The organism is Streptomyces ferrugineus (assembly GCF_015160855.1).
Taxonomy (GTDB): Bacteria; Actinomycetota; Actinomycetes; order Streptomycetales; family Streptomycetaceae; genus Streptomyces; species Streptomyces ferrugineus.
The window spans coordinates 1,805,075-1,825,641 of sequence record NZ_CP063373.1; the positions used below are offsets into that span (position 1 = coordinate 1,805,075).

18 protein-coding genes and 2 tRNA genes are annotated in these 20,567 nt (G+C 70.6%); 16 read left to right on the top strand and 4 right to left on the bottom strand.

Annotated features, from left to right (window positions below):
- Window positions 1-98 precede the first annotated feature (98 nt).
- Together IM697_RS08245 and IM697_RS08250 are read left to right on the top strand one after the other, a co-directional pair.
- The gene (locus IM697_RS08245) at window positions 99-2,120 is read left to right on the top strand and encodes a hypothetical protein (RefSeq protein WP_194049635.1); all 2,022 of its coding nucleotides are present in this window, start codon (window positions 99-101) and stop codon (window positions 2,118-2,120) included.
- Between the two features lie 189 nt (window positions 2,121-2,309).
- Complete coding sequence (locus IM697_RS08250) at window positions 2,310-3,536, top strand: glycosyltransferase family 2 protein (RefSeq protein WP_194046099.1); 1,227 nt, start codon at window positions 2,310-2,312, stop codon at window positions 3,534-3,536.
- Here IM697_RS08250 and IM697_RS08255 read toward each other — a convergent pair.
- Window positions 3,505-5,553: a hypothetical protein gene (locus IM697_RS08255; protein WP_194046101.1), complete on the bottom strand. Its 2,049-nt coding sequence runs from the start codon at window positions 5,551-5,553 to the stop codon at window positions 3,505-3,507. The genes IM697_RS08250 and IM697_RS08255 overlap by 32 nt on opposite strands.
- A gap of 245 nt (window positions 5,554-5,798) precedes the next feature.
- On the opposite strand from IM697_RS08255, the gene proB reads away from it, so the two are divergent.
- The 5 genes from proB (at window position 5,799) to IM697_RS08280 (ending at window position 10,848) form a co-directional block, all read left to right on the top strand.
- Entirely contained in the window at window positions 5,799-6,905 is a 1,107-nt protein-coding gene (proB, locus tag IM697_RS08260; protein WP_194049636.1) for a glutamate 5-kinase, read from the top strand.
- Window positions 6,906-7,075: 170 nt separating this feature from the next.
- Entirely contained in the window at window positions 7,076-7,519 is a 444-nt protein-coding gene (locus tag IM697_RS08265; RefSeq protein ID WP_194046103.1) for a hypothetical protein, read from the top strand.
- Window positions 7,520-7,594: 75 nt separating this feature from the next.
- Entirely contained in the window at window positions 7,595-8,881 is a 1,287-nt protein-coding gene (locus tag IM697_RS08270; protein WP_194046105.1) for a glutamate-5-semialdehyde dehydrogenase, read from the top strand.
- 190 nt (window positions 8,882-9,071) lie between these two features.
- A complete protein-coding gene (locus IM697_RS08275) occupies window positions 9,072-9,650 on the top strand; it encodes an SCO2584 family spore wall biosynthesis protein (protein WP_194046107.1) in 579 nt (192 codons plus the stop codon).
- 121 nt (window positions 9,651-9,771) lie between these two features.
- Window positions 9,772-10,848, top strand: a complete 1,077-nt coding sequence (locus IM697_RS08280; RefSeq protein WP_194046109.1) for an SCO2583 family membrane protein — start codon at window positions 9,772-9,774, stop codon at window positions 10,846-10,848.
- A gap of 60 nt (window positions 10,849-10,908) precedes the next feature.
- Here the strand turns inward: IM697_RS08280 and IM697_RS08285 are convergent, their stop codons facing one another.
- Window positions 10,909-12,018 carry a M48 family metallopeptidase gene (locus IM697_RS08285; protein WP_407699612.1) on the bottom strand — a complete coding sequence of 370 codons (1,110 nt, stop codon included), beginning with the start codon at window positions 12,016-12,018 and terminating at the stop codon, window positions 10,909-10,911.
- Between the two features lie 125 nt (window positions 12,019-12,143).
- Between IM697_RS08285 and IM697_RS08290 the strand changes: the two genes are divergently transcribed.
- The 9 genes from IM697_RS08290 (at window position 12,144) to IM697_RS08330 (ending at window position 17,249) form a co-directional block, all read left to right on the top strand.
- Window positions 12,144-12,305, top strand: a complete 162-nt coding sequence (locus IM697_RS08290) for a hypothetical protein (protein ID WP_194046112.1) — start codon at window positions 12,144-12,146, stop codon at window positions 12,303-12,305.
- 131 nt (window positions 12,306-12,436) lie between these two features.
- Entirely contained in the window at window positions 12,437-12,601 is a 165-nt protein-coding gene (locus IM697_RS08295) for a hypothetical protein (protein ID WP_194046114.1), read from the top strand.
- A gap of 76 nt (window positions 12,602-12,677) precedes the next feature.
- A complete protein-coding gene (gene nadD, locus IM697_RS08300) occupies window positions 12,678-13,316 on the top strand; it encodes a nicotinate-nucleotide adenylyltransferase (RefSeq protein WP_194046116.1) in 639 nt (212 codons plus the stop codon).
- Between the two features lie 26 nt (window positions 13,317-13,342).
- On the top strand, window positions 13,343-15,016 hold the full coding sequence (locus IM697_RS08305) for an LCP family protein (RefSeq protein WP_194046118.1): 1,674 nt from the start codon (window positions 13,343-13,345) through the stop codon (window positions 15,014-15,016).
- Window positions 15,017-15,139: 123 nt separating this feature from the next.
- A complete protein-coding gene (gene rsfS / locus IM697_RS08310; protein WP_194046120.1) occupies window positions 15,140-15,586 on the top strand; it encodes a ribosome silencing factor in 447 nt (148 codons plus the stop codon).
- Complete coding sequence (locus IM697_RS08315; RefSeq protein WP_194046122.1) at window positions 15,583-16,254, top strand: histidine phosphatase family protein; 672 nt, start codon at window positions 15,583-15,585, stop codon at window positions 16,252-16,254. The genes rsfS and IM697_RS08315 overlap by 4 nt, the downstream gene beginning before the upstream one ends.
- Window positions 16,255-16,355: 101 nt before the next feature.
- Window positions 16,356-16,428: transfer RNA gene (locus tag IM697_RS08320), tRNA-Ala, on the top strand.
- 411 nt (window positions 16,429-16,839) lie between these two features.
- Window positions 16,840-17,073 carry a hypothetical protein gene (locus IM697_RS08325; protein ID WP_003976229.1) on the top strand — a complete coding sequence of 78 codons (234 nt, stop codon included), beginning with the start codon at window positions 16,840-16,842 and terminating at the stop codon, window positions 17,071-17,073.
- 103 nt (window positions 17,074-17,176) lie between these two features.
- A tRNA-Ala gene (locus IM697_RS08330) sits at window positions 17,177-17,249 on the top strand.
- 143 nt (window positions 17,250-17,392) lie between these two features.
- On the opposite strand, the gene IM697_RS08335 is transcribed toward IM697_RS08330, so the two are convergent.
- Together IM697_RS08335 and IM697_RS08340 are read right to left on the bottom strand one after the other, a co-directional pair.
- Window positions 17,393-19,006: an NADH-quinone oxidoreductase subunit NuoF family protein gene (locus tag IM697_RS08335; protein ID WP_194046124.1), complete on the bottom strand. Its 1,614-nt coding sequence runs from the start codon at window positions 19,004-19,006 to the stop codon at window positions 17,393-17,395.
- The gene (locus IM697_RS08340) at window positions 19,003-20,253 is read right to left on the bottom strand and encodes a ferric reductase-like transmembrane domain-containing protein (protein WP_194049637.1); all 1,251 of its coding nucleotides are present in this window, start codon (window positions 20,251-20,253) and stop codon (window positions 19,003-19,005) included. Before IM697_RS08340 ends, IM697_RS08335 begins: the two co-directional genes overlap by 4 nt.
- Between the last annotated feature and the right edge of the window lie 314 nt (window positions 20,254-20,567).

Genomic DNA, 20,567 nt, shown 5'->3' on the forward strand with positions numbered 1-20,567 from the left:
CGAAGAATTCACAGGGGCCTGAGTCCTTCCCCCCCTCAGACCGGCCCCTCCTCCTGAGCAGGTTCTCCGTGATATCCACCGCTATTCGCGTCGCCCGGGTGGGCAGCGCGGCCGAGCTGGCCGCGGCGGCCCTCATGATGCTGGGTTTCCCGGCACTCATGCTGGCCGCGCTCGTCCCGAGCATTCCCGCCTTCGCGGCCGCGGCCGCCGTGACGTACCTGGCGGACCACTATCTGCACCGCAAGGGCAGTTATCTGGTCAACCGTCTGAGCAAGGTGCGTGCCGGTCTGTCGATCCGGTTCCTGATCCGGCAGCTGCTGCTGATCCTGCTGCTGGCCCGGCTCAGCCTCGCGGACAACCTGATCTACTACGGCGCGATCGCCTGCTTCATCGCCTTCTACGGCCTCCAGGCCCCGCACGGCGCGCTGGTCACCCTGATCCGCAACCGCCGCCGTTTGCCGGTCGCCACCCGCAACATCGACCTCGCCTCCCGGATCCGCATCCCGGACGCCCCGTCGCGCCGGCTGCTGCACCGCTCGGCCGAGAAGATGCTGCACCTCGACCTCGTGGCCGTCGTCGGCATCCTCGTCTCCGCCGCCCTGGAGTCGGCCGCCGTCGGCTTCGTCGGCATCGGCATCACCGTGGGCCTGGGCTGCGCGTACGTGCTGGCGCTGATGCCGTACGTGCGCGGCGCGAAGACCCCGCCGAACGCCGACAAGGTCCTGGCCGCCGTCGACGACTGGCTGGCCGAGTACGGGCCCGAGACGGTGCTGTACTTCTCCGGCTCCAAGGACTCCGCCTACCAGGTCAACATGTGGCTGGAGACCATGGAGCAGCTGGACTCCAAGCCGCTGATCATCCTGCGTGAGCGCGCCATCCTCAACAACCTGGCGCCCACCACGGTCCCCGTCATCTGCGTGCCCGGCGGCGTGCACCTGATGAACCTGGACCTGACCAACGTGCGCGTCGCGCTGTACGCGGCGAACGTCGGCAAGAACATCCACCTGCTGCGCGTGCCCACCATGAAGCACGTCTTCATCGGCCACGGCGACAGCGACAAGCTGGCCAGCGTCAACCCGTACAGCAAGGTCTACGACGAGGTGTGGACCGCTGGCCGCGCCGGCCGCGACCGCTACGCCATCGCGGACGTCGGCGTCCGCGACGAAGACATCGTCGAGGTCGGCCGCCCGCAACTGGCGCCGATCCAGGGCTGGAACGGTGTCCCCGAGGGACGGATCCCGACCGTCCTGTACGCCCCCACCTGGGAGGGCTGGGACAACAACCCCGGCAACACCTCGATCGTGCTCGCCGGTGAGAACATCGTGGCCAAGCTGGTCAAGGCCGATCCGCCGGTCCGCGTCCTGTACAAGCCGCACCCCTTCACCGGCACCGTCAGCAGGGAGGCCGGCGCCGCGCACCGCCGGATCACCGCGCTGGTCGAGAAGGCCGCCGCCGAGCGGGCCGGCGACTCGCGCTTCACGGCCGACACCGCCGCGCAGGCCGCCGCCGGGGCCGAGCTGACCCGCATCGAGGCCCGCCTGGCCGAGCTGTCCGGCAACGGCGGTGGCAACGGCAAGGGCGACGAGGCCGAGGCCACCCGCGACGGGCTGGTGGACATCGCGCGGCACGAGGAGGTCGCCCGGTTGCGGACCGAGTGGAACGACGCGTACTGGCGATCCTTCCCGGTCTGGGAGCACCGCGTCATCACCGGCGCCGAGCCGCGGCTGTACGACTGCTTCAACGTCTCCGACGCGATGGTCTCGGACATCTCCAGCGTGGTCTCCGACTTCATCGCCAGCGGCAAGCCGTACGCCGTCACGGACTCCGCCGAGCTGGGCGTGGAGGAGTTCAAGCGGCAGAACACGGCGGTGCGCGCGGCGACGATCCTGTCCAACAGCGCGGCCGAGCTGGGCGGGCTGCTGGACGCCGTACGGGACCCGTCCGGCGACCCGCTGGCCGAGGACCGCAAGGACCTCAAGCGCTACCTGCTGGGCCCGGACGAGCCGACCTCCATGGAGCAGTTCAACACCGCCGTGGCGAACCTCGCCATCAAGGCCGAGGCGCGCAACGTCGGCCAGGAGTCACGGACGGCGGCCACCGGAGCCGAGCTGACCGCCTGACCCGCAGACCGCACGCACGGCGCGGCCCCCGAGGAGTCCTCCTCGGGGGCCGCGCCGTTTCTGTGAACTCGCGATGTGAGCTGCCTCACGAAATCCTGTTCATCGAGCAACCGGTTCCCACACTCGGCCGTCTAGCAGGTAAACGAATTAGGCGGCACAGGGGAGATATCCCCTTAAAGAGGAGAAACCGTGACCGTTGCGCAGCCTGATGTGACTGTGATCATCGGGGCGTACGAAGCGATGCCGTACCTGGTCGAGTGCCTGGCATCCGTCGAGGCACAGACCATCGACCCGGAGCGCATCGAGGTCGTCGCGGTGGACGACGGCTCGACGGACGGGACGGGGGAGTGCCTGGAGCAGTTCGCGGCCCGCGTGCCCATGCAGGTCACCGTCATCCGCCAGGAGAACTCCGGCGGCCCCAGCGGTCCGCGCAACGTCGGCCTGGGCAAGGCGACCGGGCGTTACGTCTTCTTCCTCGACGCCGACGACCGGCTGGGCCCCGAGGCCCTGGAACGCATGGTCGCGATGGCCGACAAGAACGGCACGGACGTCGTGCTCGGCCGCATCGAGGGCGTCAACCGCACCGCGCCCAAGTCGATGTGGGGCAAGACGCTGGACCGTACCGACGTCTTCTCCTCCAACATCAAGTTCACGCTGAGCGCGCAGAAGCTGTTCCGCCGGGACCTGCTGACCCGGCACAACATGCGCTTCGACGAGTCCCTGTGGACCGGCGAGGACGCGCTGTTCACCATGGAGGCCTATCTGCGGGCCGACGGCGTCTCCGTGGTCGCCGACTACACCTGCTACTACCTGGTGGGCCGCGACGACGGCAAGCACGTCACCAAGAGCGGCGGCTACACCCTGCGCTTCGACTCCGCGCGCGCCCTGATGAACCTGATAGCAGAGCACATACCCGCGGGCGACCGGCGCGACCTGCTCATGCTCCGCCCCTTCCTCATCACCCTGCTGCCGCAGTTCGGGCCCCAGTACGCCAAGGACAGCGAGAAGGTCAGGCAGCACAAGCTGGAACTCGCGGGGCCCCTCATGGACGCCTTCTGGACCCCGGGCATCGCCCGCCGCCTCAAGGTCCACGAGCGCCTGCGCCTGCACCTCGTCGCCGAGCGGCGCCCCGACCTCCTCCTCCCCGTCGTGGAGTTCGTCAAGGCCAAGAAGCAGGCGGCGGCCCTCCTGGAGAAGAGGGGCCACCGTGTCTACCTCGTCTACCCGCACTTCCGGGACCGGGCGGCGGGGATCCCCGACTCCGTGTACCTCGCCGAACCGCGCGAGGCCCGCGCCTTCCACGGGTATCGCGAGGGCGGCGCGGACTCGTTCCTGCGGCGCGCGGCGCGCAAGGCGCGCCGGGTGCTCAGGTCCTCGGGCGGGCCTACGCCGGGTGGGCGGGCTGCGGCGGCGTAGGCGACCGGCGCTGGTCCGGGATCTCGGTGGCGATCTCCGCCGCCAGCCGCTCCGCCATCCGCGCCCGGTGCTCCTGGGCCTTGGCGCACAGCGCCCGCACGGCCTCGTTGAAGCGCACCTGTGACACCGGCTCGTCCGGCCCCAGCAGCTCGCGCTTCAACTCGGCCCGAGCCTTCGCCAGTTCGTCCTTCTCGGGGTGCCGTACCGTCTCCAGCAGGCCCGGCACCCCGGCCCCGTCCGGCGTCAGCACGGTCGCCGCGCGCACGGTCGGGAACGCCTTGCGGAAGACGTCCTCCGCGAGACCGCTGGTATTGGCCACGGCGTACGGCTTCCCGCTCGCCAGGAAGTCGCTGATCACGCTCGACACATCGCTGATCAGCAGGTCCGCCCGGTCGAAGCAGGCGTACAGCGCGGGCCGGACGTCCGTGACGACCTGGTGCTCCCACTGCGGCAGCGACGCCCAGTACGCCTCCTCCCAGGCCGCCGTGGCCGCCGCCACCGCGGCCGCCCGCCCCGGCTCCGGCGCCGACTGGAGCATCATCCGCTCGACCTGATCGGCGCCGGCTCGCATCGCGGTCGTGGTGAGCCGATCCAACTCCCGTGTCCGCAGGGCGAGTTCGCCCGTGTCGCGCGGCCGCTCACCCGCCCGCTCCCGGTTCGCCGCCCGGATCAGCTCACGGATCCGCAGATCGGCCGCCCCGGCACGCGGGTCCACCGAACCCGTCAGCGGATGCGGCTTGTACAGCAGCCGTACGTCGGGATCGGCGAGCAGCGCCCGTACGAGGTTCTCGCCGGCCTCGATCACCGAGGTGTTGCCCGGGTTGCCGTCCCAGCCCTCCCAGGTCGGCGCGTACAGGACGGTCGTACGGGCACCCGTCGGAGCGCCCTCGTACTGCTGTACGTCATCCAGCTGCGGGCGGCCGATCTCCACCACGTCCTTGTCCTCGACGCCGACCTCGGCCAGCGCGTACCGCTCCCGCGCCGCCGGACCGGCCACCCACACCTCGTCGTAGGCCTTCGCGTACGGGTTGCAGGACGACAGCTTGTCGCTCTCCCCGTGGTTGACGAAGGTGTGCTTGAGCGTGGGGATGCGCAGCACCTGGGAGGTCTTGCCGGAGTTCGAGGGGTGGATGAGGACCTGGAGCGAGGAGTCCTCCAGACGCATCAGCGTCGAGACCTTCGGCAGGCACAGGATCGGTACGTCGGTCGGGGCGATCTTCTGCACCATGAACCGCTCGCGCAGCACGATCAGCGGACGGCCGTCCAGCTTCGCCAGCGGCTCCAGCCACATGTTGGCCTGGTACGCCGAGGACGCGCCGCCGGAGAAGTACAGGCCGACCGTCGGCCGGTACTCCGCCAGCCAGGCGTCCAGCCACGCCAGTGCCTCCCGCTCACTCGCCGGTCGACGGCTCGGCAGCAGCCGCAGAAGGAGGTCGTACAGGCCCAGCAGGGCGAGCCCCAGGGACAGTGCGATGCCGAGCGCCGCGCAGCGCGGGTCGTCGATGGCCGCGGTGGTCAGCAGGCCCAAGGTGGCCGGGAGGCCGAAGGCCGGCAGACGGTGGCCGGCGCGGCGCAGCAGGGCCGGCGGGGCGGGGGACAGGCGCAGCGCGGAGGCGTCGATGTTGCGGGTGACCACCGGCAGGGTGCGGGTGCGGCGGACCAGCACCGACAGGGCCTGGATGGCGCAGTGCAGCGCGTAGAAGGCGAGCAGCCCGGCGATGAGCGGTGTGTACAGCGTCTCCCGCTGCTGCTCGCCCAGCCGCAGCAGGGCCACGACCAGCAGCAGGTCCCGCAGCACATGTCGCACGGTGATGTCCGCGTGGGACTTGGCGAACATCGACAGCATGCCGCGGTGCCAGCGGTACAGCACGCCCTCGACGGCCAGGGACGTGACCGTCGAGGCGAGCAGCAGCGGGACGTGCGGGCGCAGCGCGGCCACGGCCTGGACGCAGAAGGCTGCCACCAGGAGAGCCGCGACCAGGGCTCTGGCCGGGATGCGGGACGGAGGTGTGGGCAACTGCGGTCACTCCAAGGTCGACGCGGGACGTTCGTGCGCCCGGGTTAACGCGCGGCTGCCTACAGACGACACGCACGTGTCCTGAGTGGCCGCAGTGACGCGCCGTGGTCGTCCGCTGGCTGTCCGGAGGCTGGACCGGTGCGCGCCGCGCCATCCGCTTCGCGTAGATTTCGAGGCAGGCAAGAGGCAGCCGACCGGCATTCGGGCGAGGGGGAAGAGCACAGGTGGCAGGGGCAAGGCAGGGTGTGCGCGAGGCCCGCAGGGTCGTCGTCAAGGTGGGCTCCTCGTCGCTGACGACCGCTTCGGGCGGCCTGGACGCCGACCGCGTCGACGCGCTCGTGGACGTCCTCGCCAAGAGCCGCAGTGGTGGGGAGCGGGAGGTCGTCCTGGTCTCCTCCGGCGCCATCGCGGCCGGGCTCGCCCCGCTGGGCCTGCGCCGCCGCCCCAAGGACCTGGCCCGCCAGCAGGCCGCCGCCAGCGTCGGCCAGGGCCTCCTCGTCGCCCGCTACACCGCCTCCTTCGCCCGCTACGGCGTCCGCGTCGGCCAGGTGCTGCTGACCAGCGACGACATGAGCCGCCGGGCCCACCACCGCAACGCCTCGCGCACCCTCGACAAACTGCTCGCGATGGGCGCGTTCCCGATCGTCAACGAGAACGACACCGTCGCCACGGACGAGATCCGCTTCGGCGACAACGACCGGCTCGCCGCGCTGGTCGCCCACCTCGTCCGCGCCGACCTGCTGGTGCTGCTGTCCGACGTGGACGGCGTGTACGACGGCGACCCCAGCCGGCCGGGGACGTCGCGGATAGCTCAGGTGCGGGGGCCGTCCGACCTCGCCGGGGTCGACATCGGCAGCGCGGGCAAGGCGGGCGTCGGCACCGGCGGCATGGTCACCAAGGTCGAGGCGGCCCGGATCGCGGCCGCCGCCGGCATCCCCGTGGTGCTGACCAGCGCGATCCACGCGGCCGAGGCCCTGACCGGCGGCGACACCGGCACGTACTTCCACGCCACCGGCAAGCGCTCCGCGGACCGGCTGCTGTGGCTCCAGCACGCGTCCACACCGCGGGGCTCGCTCACTCTGGACGACGGTGCGGTACGGGCGGTCGTGGAACGCCGCAAGTCGCTGCTCCCGGCCGGGATCGCCGCCGTCGAGGGCGAGTTCAGCGCGGGCGACCCGGTCGAACTGCGCGACAGCACGGGGCACGCGGTCGCACGCGGGCTCGTCAACTTCGACGCCAAGGAGATCCCGCAACTGCTCGGGCGCTCGACGCGGGAGCTGGCGCGGGAACTGGGGGCGGAGTACGAGCGCGAGGTCGTGCACCGGGACGACTTGGTGATCCTGCATCCCTGAGCGGCGGCCGGGGCGGCGGACGGGGGCCGAAAACGGGGGGAACGCCCTGCTATCGACGTCGCCCTGAGGTGGACGTTCCGCAAAACCGCCCCGCGAGCCCTTGCGGCCTGCTCAACTTTGTCTCAGGGACACATTCCACACTGCTCGACCCTTGCGTGAAGGAGGCCGTCGTGAGACGAGTGCGCCCCGGGGCGGCGGCGTCCCGCGCGGCCGGTGAGGAGCGCGCCTTGACGAGCGTCGCGGCCGGAGACCGGTACGAGCAGCCCGAGGACCTGCCCCGTCTGTGGCACGTCACCCTCAGCGTGTCCGGCCAGGAGGCCCCGCTGAAGGAGGTGCGGCGCGCCCTCGAGCAGCTCGCCCACGACCACCCCTTTCTACTGACCAGCAGGTATGCCAACGATCACGCCGAGATCCGGTACTGGGAAGAGGCCCGCGACCTGCACGACGCGGCGGCCGTAGCCCTGCGCCTGTGGGGCGAGCACCGGCAGAGCGCGGGGCTGCCGCCCTGGGAGATCGTCGGCCTGGAGGTCATCGACCGCGAGACGTACCACCAGCGCATCGCCGAGGGCTACGGACCGCCGCCGGCGACCCCGGTCGGTGTCCACCCCTATTGAGCCGACCTGGGCGCCTTGTCTCGCGGTTCGGAACACCCGATGGACCGACCTCGCGGGCGCACTACCCTTCTTTTCATGACCACGCTTTCGCCGTACGACTCCATGTCCCCGGTCAACCGGGCCGCCTACCGCGCCAAGGCCGCCGCCGCCGACCTCGCCCCGCTGCCGCGGGCCGAGAAGGACGACGCGCTGCTGGCCATCGCGGACGCCCTGGAGGTCCGTACGAGTGAGATCGTCGAGGCCAACGCCAAGGACATCGCCAAGGCCCGCGAGGCCGGCACCAGCGAGTCGATCATCGACCGGCTGACGCTGACGCCGGAGCGCGTGCGGGCCATCGCCTCCGACGTGCGGGACGTCGTCGCGCTGCCCGACCCGGTCGGCGAGGTCGTGCGCGGGTCCACGCTCCCCAACGGCATCGACCTGCGCCAGGTCCGCGTCCCGCTGGGCGTCGTCGGGATCATCTACGAGGCCCGCCCGAACGTCACCGTGGACGCCGCCGCCCTGTGCCTGAAGTCCGGCAACGCGGTGCTGCTGCGCGGCTCGGCCTCGGCGTACGAGTCGAACACCGCCCTCGTCCGGGTGATCCGCGACGCCGTGGGCGGCGCCGGGCTGCCCGCCGACGCCGTGCAGCTGGTGCCCGGCGAGAGCCGCGAGAGCGTGCGCGAGCTGATGCGGGCCCGCGGCCTGGTCGACGTGCTGATCCCGCGCGGCGGCGCCTCGCTGATCCAGACCGTCGTCTCGGAGTCGATCGTCCCGGTCATCGAGACCGGCACCGGCAACTGCCACGTCTACGTCGACGCCCACGCCGACCTCGACATGGCCATCGAGATCCTGATCAACTCCAAGGCCCAGCGCGTCAGCGTCTGCAACGCCGCCGAGACCCTCCTGATCCACCAGGACATCGCCCCCGAGTTCCTGCCGCGCGCCCTGGACGCCCTCGCGGAGGCAGGGGTGACCGTGCACGCCGACGAGAGGGTGCTGGCGTACGCCAAGGACTCCAAGGCGACCGTCGTCGAGGCCACGGCCGAGGACTGGGAGACCGAGTACCTGTCGTACGACATCGCCGCCGCGGTCGTGGACTCGCTGGACAAGGCCGTCGAGCACATCCGGCTGTGGACCTCCGGCCACACCGAGGCCATCGTCACCACCTCGCAGCAGGCCGCCCGCCGCTTCACCCAACTGGTCGACTCCACGACGGTCGCGGTGAACGCCTCCACCCGCTTCACCGACGGCGGCCAGTTCGGCTTCGGCGCGGAGATCGGCATCTCCACGCAGAAGCTGCACGCCCGCGGCCCCATGGGGCTGCCGGAGCTGACCAGCACGAAGTACATCGTCACCGGTGACGGGCACGTACGACGCTGAGCCGCTCGGCATTTTTCCGAGCCGCGGGGGGCGTGCCGGAGGACCCGGCGGCGCATGGCGCACGGCCAGGGCATATGCGTCCGACACGCGCCCCCGCCCCGCCTCCATGCCGTACACGAGGCGTCTCACAAGGCGGATGAATTTCCATACCGTCTGCCCAAATTGACCCCCCAGGACTACTCTGGATCCCGTGCCGGAGGACGTGGGGGGCACGCCGTTCCCTGACGGCTGGGAGCCCGACGACGACCACGACCGCGGGGTGTCGGACGAAGAGTTCGCCTCCGTGGTCTTCGACGAGGCCTTCGTACGGGCGGCCGTGGTGCACGAGCCGACCGCCGTCGAGCGCCTCCTGGCCGCCGCCCAGGCCAGAGCGGAGGCCTCCGAGGCCGAAGCGCGCCGGGCACACGGCCGCGGCGAGCGGTACGAGGAGGGGTTCGGCCCCGGCGACCGCGCCGGTTTCGGCCATGATCCCGAGCTGGACGATCTGGACGACACGGACATACTCGAGGGCCCTTACGGCGCCCCGGGCGCGTACGGCAAGCAGGTCCGCTGGCATCGTCCGGTCGCCTGGATCCTCGCCCTGGTGATGGGCATCGGCATGGTCGCGCTGGCCTTCGCGGCGGTCTATCGCGGCGCCTCCTCGGACAACCGGGACCAGGTCCCGCCACCGGGGGCGTCGACCGGGCTGGAACAGGGCGGCGCGGCGTCGCCCTCCGCCTCCGCCGACTACTCGCCGCCGGCCGTCCCGGCGACCCCGCGTACGCCCTGACCGGAGACGATCGAGGGCCTGAGCACTACGGAGAGCTGCCGCGCAATCCTGGTGAGAACCTGTCAGAACTTGTCGCGCAGCAGGGCGTTTACCTGAGCTCCCGGCGACCTACCCTGAAGATATGGGAGGGCCTGGAGACCCACCTGAGGGGACACCCGAAGGCGGCCCCGGAGGTGGCGAGGACGAATACCGATCCGTCGTCTTCGACGAGTCGTTCGTCCGAGCTGCCCGCCTCCAGGAGTTCTCCGCACAGGAGCGCATCGCCGACCACGCGCCCGCCGTACGCCGCCGTCCACCACTGCGCCGGGGCCTGTCCCGGCAGGCACTCGTCCTCGTCCTGTTGATCGCCGTGGCCTTCGGTACGGCGATCTACATGGGTGTACGGCATCCCTATCAGACCCCGGCCTCCTCCGGGCCGCCCGCCGAGCCCCTGCGGATGACCGTCATCCCGCTCGCCCCGGAGGGCGAGGTGCCCGGGACGGCCGACACCGACGCTCTGTACGCGCGCAGTCCCGCCGCGCAGTTCCGCATCGGCGCGGAGGGCATACCGCTGCCGGCCGCGCGGCGTACCGCGCACTTCTCGGACGGTGACGTCACGAACGCGCTGACGATCGCGAAGGACTACATCGTGCGGTCCGCGCTGTATCCCGAGGTCCTCACCGGCGACCAGGTGCGGCCGGTGCGGGTGCTGCTGGATCCCGATCAACTGGACCAGTTCGACGAGAGCTTCGGGCATCCGGCGGCGGACGGGCGGCATGCGCCGACCGGGTGGCTGGTGCGCTTCGACCCCTCGCAGGCGGAGCTGGCCGATCGCCGGATCCGGGTCCAGGGCACGCTGCAGGCCGCCGAGACCGACGCGTCGACGCTCGAGGTCACGGCCGACCACACCTTCGTCTACGCCCTGCGGCCGACGGACGCCGGTGCGAAGGCCGCCGAGGCGTCGCTGTTCACCGTGCGCCGGGAGCTGCACTTCCGCTTCGACCGCGAGGACCTGCGGCTGCACCAGACCCAGCTGGTCGTCTCCTACGTCCAGGCCGGCCCGCTGTCCTGCGCCGACGACTCGACGAACCGGCTGCATCCGCTGCTGGCGGGCCAGACGGCCAAGGAGGGCGGCCCGGCCGGCACCGACCCGTACGCCACGGGCGGGGCCACGGCACTGTGCGGATCGCTGGCGGCGGGGGCGCAGCCGAAGGTGTGAGCCGGGGCGAGCCCCGGTCCCTCGGTCCCCGGTCCTCAGTCCTCGGTCAGTCCCCGGCCCTCAGTTCTCGGTCCCGGAGTCGTCCGTGTCGTCCCGCCTCGGCGCGTCCTTCGGCGGGGCGCTCGTGAAGCCGCCGAAGCCGCGCCGGACCCGGCCGCCCAGGTCGCCCGCGCCGCCCGCGATGTCCGTGACCAGCTTCATCAGCGGGTCCTTGGAGGACTTCACATGGGTGGCGTAGTGGGACGCCGACTCGCGGAAGGAGTCGCTGACCGAGGTGTCCTTGTCCTCCGAGCGGCGCGGGTAGTGGCCGTCCATGATCCGCTGGTAGTCGCGGGACTCGCCCCACTTCTTCAGCTCGGCCGCGCGGACCGTGGTGAAGGGGTGGGAGCGCGGCAGCACGTTCAGGATCTTCAGCACCGAGTCGCGCAGGTCGCCGCCCGCCTCGTACTCCTCGGCCTGCTTCAGGAACGCGTCCACGTTCATCTCGTGCAGATGGTGGCCGCCCGCAAGCTTCATCAGGCCGCGCATCGAGGCCTGCAGATCCTGCCCGACCAGCAGCCCCGCCCGGTCCGCGGACAGCTCCGACTTGCGGAACCACTCCCGCAGTGCCGTGACGATCGCCATGATCGCGAGATTGCCCAGCGGGATCCAGGCGACCCGGACGGCGAGGCTGGTGAGGAAGAGCAGGATGGTGCGGTACACCGAGTGGCCGGACAGGGCGTGGCCCACCTCGTGGCCGATCACCGCCCGCATCTCCTCCTCGTCGAGCAGCTCGACCAGGCCCGTGGTGACCACGATGATCGGCTCGTCCAGGCCGATGCACATCGCGTTCGGCACCGGGTCCTGGTTGACGTACATCGGCGGGACCTTCTCCAGGTCCAGGATGTAACAGGCGTCCCGCAGCATGTCGTTGAGGTGTGTGAACTGCTGGTCCGAGACCCGCACGGAGTCGGACAGGAACAGCAGCCTGAGGCTGCGCTCGGGCAGCAGGCCGCTCAGCGCCTTGAAGACCGTGTCGAAACCGCTGAGCTTGCGCAGGGCCACCAGGGCCGAGCGGTCCGCCGGATGCTCGTACGCACGCGAGGAGATCCCGGGGAAACGCCTGCGCTGCCGGCTCGGTACGTTCTCGTGCCCGTTGTGCTCGTGGCCGTCGGACATGTCTTCCCCCATGTGCGAGTGGATGGGTCTCTCTCGGCCCTTTGCGGAGCCTTGTTCCGTCCTTTGCGCCCCCGAAGCAGTGCCCAGCCTAGGCGGAGTTACCGTGGACGGGCACTACAGCGAAGGAGTTCCGCGTCATGGAGCACAACCCCGCGGCCGCCTGGCTCACCGAGGCCGCGAACGCAGCCGAGCAGCAGGGGGCGGGGAATCTGCTCCGGGTCGTACTGATCGTGATGGTCGTGGGCTGTGTGCTGACCGCGTGGTTCCTGTTGCGGGGCTACAGGCGGAAGGACGACTGAGCCGCCCGGAAGGTTCCCCGCCGCTCGTGGAAGGCGCCCCAACGGTGGAGTCGGCGTGATCGCCGTCATGGCGCCCGCTTACGATGAGCCGACATCTTTATCCCGCCCACACCCGATAGGTCACGCCGAAGATGAGCTTCCACAGCGCAGCTGCCCAGTTGGTCACCCTCGCCGCTGAGGGTGAGGAGCACGGCGGCAACCACGACAGCATCAGCCCGCTGGCCACCGGTGGTGGCGCGTTCGTCATCCTCATGCTGCTGCTGTGGATCACCACCCGCTTCAACCGCGACCGCTGAGTCCCGGCCAGCCCCGCACTCCGCCCGGCCCACGGCCGGCCGGAGCTCTCGGACGGGGCCGGTAGGGTCTGCACGCATGGGAGAGCAGGACATGCCTACCGGCCCCGGAAACGGCCCGACGCACCCCGGCAAGCGCCGTCTCGGCGTCATGGGCGGAACGTTCGACCCGATCCACCACGGCCACCTCGTCGCGGCCAGTGAGGTCGCCGCGCAGTTCCACCTCGACGAGGTCGTGTTCGTCCCGACCGGCCAGCCGTGGCAGAAGAGCCACCGGCACGTCTCCCCGGCCGAGGACCGCTATCTGATGACGGTCATCGCCACCGCCGAGAACCCGCAGTTCTCCGTCAGCCGCATCGACATCGACCGCGGCGGCCCCACGTACACGGTGGACACCCTGCGCGACCTGCGCGCGCTCAACCCCGACACCGACCTCTTCTTCATCACCGGCGCCGACGCCCTCGCCCAGATCCTGACCTGGCGGGACTCGGAGGAGCTGTTCTCCCTCGCGCACTTCATCGGCGCCACCCGGCCCGGCCACCACCTCGACGACGACGGCCTCCCGGAGGGCGGCGTGTCGTTGGTCGAGGTTCCCGCGCTGGCCATCTCGTCCACCGATTGCCGCGCGAGAGTCGCGAAGGGAGAGCCCATCTGGTATCTGGTGCCCGACGGAGTCGTGCGCTACATCGACAAACGTGAGCTGTACCGCGGCGAGTGAGGCGAGTGAGCCGAGAGGGGCTACCGGTGAACGACCGATACGACGCGGGGTACGGGGACGACCAGTACGAACTCGTCGGATACGACGAGTACGGGCGGCCGGTGTACCGGCAGGTCCCGCAGCAGCGGCCGCCCCAGCAGCAGTACGACCCCTACGCACAGCAGGGCTACGGTTACGACCCGTACGCGACGGGCGCCCAGCAGCAGCCCCAGTCGTACGACTCCTACGGGGCCGGCGACACCGGTCGGCAGCCGCCCGCGCCGCCCTACGACCCGTACGGCACCGGCACGCACTCGGCGCAGTACGACCCCTATGGCCGTACCGCCACCAGCGGACAGCAGCCGCGCGTCGCCGAGCAGACCGCCTACATCCCGCACCAGGCCGGTCCGGTCGAGGAACAGGGGACCCAGGAGCGCGGCGACCGGGACTACCGCACCGAGCAGTTCGCCTTCGTCGAGGAGCCCGACTCGGACTCCGAGGACGTCATCGACTGGCTGAAGTTCACCGAGAACCGCACCGAGCGCCGCGAGGAGGCCAAGCGACGGGCACGCGCGCGTGTGATCGCCCTCGTGGTCGTCCTGGCGATCGCCGCGGCCGGCGGCGTCGGCTACCTCTGGTACGCCGGGAAGCTGCCGGGCCTCACCGCGTCGGACGACAAGACCAGCGCCTCGACCCCGGTGGGCGCCCAGAAGCGCGAGGTGATCGTCGTCCATCTGCACAACACCAAGCAGGGCGGCACCTCCACGGCGCTGCTGGTCGACAACACCACCACCAAGCAGGCCACCACCGTCCTGCTGCCCAACTCCCTCGCCCTGAGCGGCGACGACGGCACCACGACCACGCTCGCCAAGTCGGTCGACGACGACGGTTCCTCCGGCACCCGCGACGCCATCGACACCGTCCTCGGCACCGAGATCCAGGGCACCTGGCGGCTGGACACCCCCTATCTGCAGAACCTCGTCGACCTGGTCGGCAACATCGAGGTCGACACCAACGCGAACGTCCCCGACCCGGACGCCAAGTCCAAGGGCGCCGCGCCCCTGGTGCGCAAGGGCAAGGCACAGACCCTCAGCGGCAAGCTCGCCGTCGCCTACGCCACCTACCAGGGCTCGGGCGAGGCCCAGAACGCCCAGCTCGAGCGGTTCGGGCAGGTCATGCAGGCCGTGCTGCGCAAGATGACCTCGGACACCCAGGGCGCGATCACCACCGTGCAGACGCTCGGCATGATCATCGAGCCGCCGCTGACCGACAAGGACCTCGGCGCCTTCCTCGCCCGGCTCGCCGACCTCGCCAAGGGCGGCGACTACAAGACGGCCCTGATGCCCGTCCAGGGCGACGGCACACTGAGCGCACAGGCGAGCGCGAGCGTCGTCAAGGACGTCCTCGGCGGCACCGCCAAGAGCCCCGACAAGGACGCCGCCGTCCGCGTGTCCGTGCGCAACGCCAGCGGCACCAGGGACAACACCGGGAACGCGCGCGTGGTGCTGCTCAACGGCGGCTTCACCTTCCTGGAGGGCGGCACCGCGGCCACCGCGGCCACCTCGAAGGTCGTCTACGCCGACGCCGCCGACAAGGACAACGCCACCGAGGTCGCCAAGACCCTGGGCCTGTCCGCGGACGCGGTCAGCAAGGGCGACGTGTCCTCGAACGCGGACGTCTCGGTGGTCCTCGGCCAGGACTACAAGCCGTCGTCCTCGTAGCCGCGGGGTGTCCGATCGGTGCATCACCGCAGGCCACCCCACGTGAGCCGGTAATCACGTGGGGCGCTGTCGGCGGTCCGTGAGACCCTTGGTGTCAAGTGTCCGCCGACCGAAAGCCTTGTAGTGACCGCTACCGACCGTTCCCTCGAGCTCGTCAACACCGCCGCCCAGGCGGCCGCCGACAAGCTCGCGCACGACATCATCGCCTACGACGTCAGCGACGTCCTGTCGATCACGGACGCCTTCCTGCTGGCCTCCGCGCCCAACGACCGCCAGGTCAAGTCGATCGTCGACGAGATCGAGGAGCGGCTCCTGAAGGAGCTGGGCGCCAAGCCGGTGCGCCGCGAGGGCGACCGTGAGGCCCGCTGGGTGCTGCTCGACTACGTCGACATCGTCGTCCACGTCCAGCACAGCGAGGAGCGCGTCTTCTACGCCCTGGAGCGGCTGTGGAAGGACTGCCCCGAGCTCGAACTGCCCGACGACGCCAAGGCCACCCGCGGCAAGGCCGAGGAGCACGCCAAGCTCCAGGCCGCAGAGGAGGCGGCCGACCTGGGCGGTGAGTGGCGATGAGCACCACCGGCGAGGTGCCCACCGGCAAGCCCGGCCGCGGCCGCCGCGTCATCCTGTGGCGGCACGGCCAGACCTCGTGGAACGTGGAGCGCCGCTTCCAGGGCACCACGGACGTCCCGCTCACCGAGGCCGGCGTCTCCCAGGCCCGCCGAGCCGCCCGGCTGCTGGTCAACCTCAAGCCCGACGCGATCATCGCCTCCGACCTCCAGCGCGCCGCCGACACCGCCGCCGAGCTGGCCGGGCTCACCGGCCTGGCGGTGACGCACGACGAGGGCCTGCGCGAGACCTACGCGGGCGTCTGGCAGGGGCTGACGCACGAGGAGATCATCGCCCGGCACGGCGAGGAGTACGCCGCGTGGAAGCGCGGTGAGCCGGTGCGCCGCGGTGGCGGCGAACTGGAGACCGAGGTCGCCGACCGCGCCGCGCCGGTGGTGCTCCGGCACGCCGAGAAGCTCCCCGACGACGGCACGCTCGTCGTGGTCAGCCACGGCGGCACCATCCGTACGACCATCGGCCGGCTCATCGGCCTGGAGGCCGGGTACTGGGAGAGCCTGGGCGGCCTCACCAACTGCTGCTGGTCCGTCCTGGGCGAGGGCGCGCGCGGCTGGCGCCTGCTGGAGCACAACGCCGGCACCCTGCCGGAGCCGGTGCTCGGCGACGACGACTGACGTCGGGGTCCCGGCCGGGTCGACCCGGGACCCGGATTTCACTTTCTGGCAGGTCGCAGGCTAAAGTTCTTCTTGTTCGCCCGCCGAGCGGAGGACACCCAGGGGCTATAGCTCAGTTGGTAGAGCGCCTGCATGGCATGCAGGAGGTCAGGAGTTCAATTCTCCTTAGCTCCACAGTGAGACAACAAGATCCCGTCGATCGAAGCGATCGACGGGATCTTCTGGTATCCGCCAAAGTGTTCGGGTTCGGGTTGAGTCACCCGGGCCCCGCCAGGCGTATACCTCTCCGGAGGGGTCGCGGAGGCTGCCGTGTCCGGACTGGTACTGAGGCGTCGCTGACCGTATTGGTCCGGCCGTGGCAGAATCAAACGGCCGGAAGGGGACGCGGCCCGACGGGAGGGAGTAGCGATGCCTGCGAGCATCCTCGAAGAGGTCGGTCACCTCTTCGAAGCAGCATTGACACGGGATACGATCACCCGCCTCAGCTGCCCTTCCTGCGGCTCCGTCCATGTTGCCCAGCTTCTCGGTGACAATGGCGGAATTTCCTACGTGTGCACGGCCTGCGGCCACAGCTGGAGCTGATCGATGGGTGCACACAGGCGAAAGTGCGACTGGTGCGGCAGCGGAACGCCGATCGTCCGTGACATGGAACCGGTGAACCCCGACTACCAGTACTGGTGCGAGGAATGCGCGCGGGCGCTGATCATAAAGGGCGACCCGATCGAGACCTACCGTGAACTCGAGGGCGAACCGATCTACGGCCGACTCCTCGAAGAACACTGCACCCTCAAGCGCTTCTACTCCTTCGTCACGGCTTGAACCGGACATAAGCACCCGTATCGCGCCGCACGGGAAACGATTTGGTGCTGCACCTGATCGACCGGTAATGTTGGCGTCGCCGCCGGGGAAACCGGGCGAACGAGGGGCTATAGCTCAGTTGGTAGAGCGCCTGCATGGCATGCAGGAGGTCAGGAGTTCAATTCTCCTTAGCTCCACAGTGAGACAACAGGATCCCGCCGGATCGATTCGATCCGGCGGGATCTTTTGCGTGCGCGGATGCCGTTGGTTTCAGGGGCGGTTGGGGAACGAACGAGGGGCCGTCCGGGTGGGACGGCCCCTCGTGTGTGCGTGTCGGGCCTCAGCGGCCCAGGGCGCGCCTGCCGCGGCCCTGGGAGAGGACCGGCAGGTTGTTGCGGGAGGAGTCCTGCGCGCGCGTGTCCTCCTCGATGCGCAGGGCGAGGGCGGGGCAACGGCGCACCGCCCGCATGGCCTTGGCCTCGGCGTAGCGCGGCACCTTCGCCTGGGCGACGGTCGGGAAGCCGTCGGCGCCCAGTTGGAAGACCTCCGGGAGGATGTCCGCGCACAGGCCGTGCCCCCGGCACAGCGTCCAGTCGACGTAGATCTTCTGGCGGCTGGGGCCGTTCTCCTCCGACTCGGCGCCGCCCGGGATGCCCGTGGGTGCCCTGCCGCCCTCGAAGAGCGGCAGAACGCCCTCCACGCGCCGTCCGCAGCCGTTGCCGAGGACATGGGCCGCGAGGTCGTCGGTGAACGCCTTGATGGTCGACTCCAGGAACATCGCGGAGCCGTCCGGGTGCGAGCACGCGCCGCGCCGCTTCACGTTCTTGGCGACCTGCTTGAGCGCCTCCAGGGCGGCCGGGCCGCCGCCGTTGAGGATGTCCTCCATACCGCGCGCGGCGGCCGGCAGACCGAGGTAGCAGGGGCCGCACTGGCCCGCGCTCTCCTCGGCCAGCCACTGCGCCACCCGCAGCGACTCGCCCAGCGGGCAGGTCTCCTGAGTGATCGGCAGGATCGCGCCGGCGCCGAGCGCACCGCCCACCGCGTCCAGTGAATTGCGCGAGACGACCGCCTCGTTGACCGTCGCCGCGTCGATCCACTTGCCGTGGTAACCACCCGTCAGCACGCCCTGCGGCACCGGCGGGGCGCCGGCGAGCTGCAGGACGTAGCGCAGCGGCACGCCCGTGGGCACCTCGATGACCATCGGGCGGGCGACCGCGCCGGAGACGGTGAGCATCACGGTGCCCGGCTCGTCGTACAGGCCGGTGTTGCCGTAGCGCTCCGGGCCGATGCGGGCGGCTATGGCGAGTTGGGCGAACGTCTCGGCGTTGGACAGCAGGGTCGGGGCGCCGCCGACGCCGTTCTGCGAGGCGCTGACCTTGCGGCCGGGCGGGATCGCCGGGCCGCCGTCGATCGAGCGGACCAGGGAGGCGGCGGCGCCGGTGACCATGCGCACCGGGTTGCGCTGCACCCACGCGCGTAGAGCGGAGCGGCGACTGTTGCTCAGGCCGCGTTCTGCGAGGGCGGCCTCCATGGAGCGCTGCGTCGATTCCCGGGTGACCCCCACCACGAGCGTGCGGGCACCCAGGGCCTCGGCGCACAGCAGCGCGCCGTCCAGGATGAGATGCGGGGCACGGTTGATCAACACCGTGTCCTTGCGGCAGGCCGGCTCGTCCTCACTGCCGTTGATGACCACGACCGGCCGTACGCCGCGTTTGATCGCCGCCTCGGCGACCGAGCGCAGCTTCTTGTGGAAGGGGAAGCCGGCGCCGCCGCGGCCCTTCAGATTGATGTTCTCGGCGAGCTTCGCGAGTTGCTCGCCGCCCATCGGCTCGAGCGGCCCGTGCACCTTGAGATGCATGGGCAGATCGAGTCTTTCGACAAGGTCGAAGCCCGACGTGAGCTGGGGAAGGCCGACCACGCGGACTTCGGGTACGTCGGGCAGGGCCTCGTTCACTTAAAGCCTCCGGAAGGCGTGTTCCAAGGTTCGCCCGAACCCGGTGCGTCGAAGTCGTAGGAGGCACCGGGCAGTGTTTCAGTGGCGGGACCGCTGTTGTTGTACGTGTCGTTCTGGTTGTACGTCCCGAAGACGGCGTTCGTCTCAGCGGTGTCGTACACATCACTCGAGCCGTAGCCAGATGCGCCGTTGCCGTAGCCCGGAGTGCCCGAGTTGTCGTAGACGGGGATGTTGTATCCCGTGTCGTTGAGCGGGTCGTAGGCCGACGGGGGCGCTTCGCCCACCGGCGGTGGGGAGGGGATCGGCCAGTTCCCCGAGGTGCTGCCGCCGCCGTCGATGCGCGGGATGGCCTCGGTGGGCTGCATGTCCAGGGGCAGGTCGAAGGGGGAGGCCTGGTCGGCCGCGAGGGACTGCTGCCGCTCGCGCGCGGGTGGCGAGACGGCGCGGTAGGCGGCGGCGAAGCCGCCGGTGGTCTCCGCGGCGGACGGGGACCGCATGCCGGGCAGCGGGCCCGTCGTGCCGGGCAGCGGGCCCGCCGGCTGACCGTCGCGCGCGCGTCGCCTCGACCGCGGCTCCTCGTAGCCCGACAGCGCGGACTCCGTCGCCCTGGCCCGGCTGGCCTCGAGATCCTCGCGGGCGGCCGGTTCGCCGTTGCCGATGAGCCGGGTGAGCCGGTCGGCGACCTTGCGCTTGAAGGGGCGCGGCGCGGCGCGCAGGGCGAGTGCCGCGCCGACCGCCACCACGCACAGCTCGTACGACACCATGAAGAACGTCTTCGCCGGGCGGCCGGCGAACAGGCCGTGGACCAGCGCCGCGCACCAGGCCGGGTAGGCCAGCATGTGCATCGCCCGCCAGCGCGCCGCGACCGGCGCCGAGGACGCGAAGCGGTTGCGCAGCGCGCCGGTGACGCCCACGAAGATCATGAGCATCCCGGCCAGGGTGCCCAGGCCGATCAGGAACGCGGTGCCCGTGAACTGGTCGCCGCCCGAGATGAGCAGCCCGAAGGGGATGAACGCGGCGATCCAGCTCGTGTGCTCCAGCACCAGCTTCGTCACGATGTGCACCAGCAGGAAGGCGATGGAGGCGACCGCGGTCACCCGGTGCACGGCCTGCGCCGTCATCCGCTGGCGGGTGTTGAGGATCATCCGGTCCTGGGCGACGAGTCCCCAGACCACCGAGCAGGTGAGGAGGACGAGGGACAGGACGCCCGCGCCGAAGTTGAGGAACTCCAGGAACGCGTCGTCCATCACGCCGTCGTCCGGATCGAACGGTTCCGTCGTCACGACATGCCTCCCGTCGAAACAAGGGCGGGTATGGACGGCAGAGGGGCAGCGGCCACCGTCCCGGCGGCCGACGGGCCGGGCCTGGGCGGCGGGCTGCTGTGAGGACGAGGGTTCATGGGGGCAACTCCGAACGGTTCGGGAAAGCGGTCCCGCTGCCGCACTCTAAGTGGCTCCATACCGATGGGTACGGCGTTTGAGTTATTGCGTTGTTATCCACGGACGGGGTGGGGCTGGTGATGTCCCTTAGCGACTGTTACGCCAGGTAACAGTTGAACATT